Origin of the sequence: Marinobacterium weihaiense (assembly GCF_019061305.1) — a bacterium.
Classification (GTDB): Bacteria; Pseudomonadota; Gammaproteobacteria; order Pseudomonadales; family Balneatricaceae; genus Marinobacterium; species Marinobacterium weihaiense.
The window spans coordinates 1-353 of record NZ_JAHQZT010000091.1 but is presented as its reverse complement, the minus strand read 5'-3'; the positions used below and the strand labels follow the sequence as shown (position 1 = coordinate 353).

At 58.1% G+C, this 353-nt stretch carries 1 protein-coding gene; it reads left to right on the top strand.

The window, feature by feature from the left end:
• Positions 1 to 90: 90 nt before the first annotated feature.
• Positions 91 to 353: helix-turn-helix domain-containing protein (locus KTN04_RS16740; protein WP_217336351.1), on the top strand; the 263-nt coding region annotated here is incomplete at its 3' end.

Sequence of the window (353 nt, the reverse complement as noted above, 5' to 3'; positions counted from 1 at the left end):
CCAAAGGCGTTATCCTTGGTTCGTCGCTCGCGACATCATGTACCACGCCATTGAGCAATTCATCCAGCAAGCACAGGGAGGCCAATCGACATGATAGTATCTTTGCATAAACGGGCGCGCACCACACCCGCCATTCGTGAAGAACTGGCAACGAGTACCAAGCCCGTCCGCGAACTTGCCCGGCAGTATGGTATCAGCGAGGCCACAGTGCGGAAGTGGCGCAGCCGCTCCAGCACCGAAGACCGCTCGCACACACCGCACCGCCTGCAAACGCACCTGACACCTGCCCAAGAAGCTATTGTGGTGTATTTGCGCAAGCAGCTTCTGTTGTCCCTGGATGACCTGCTGGCCGT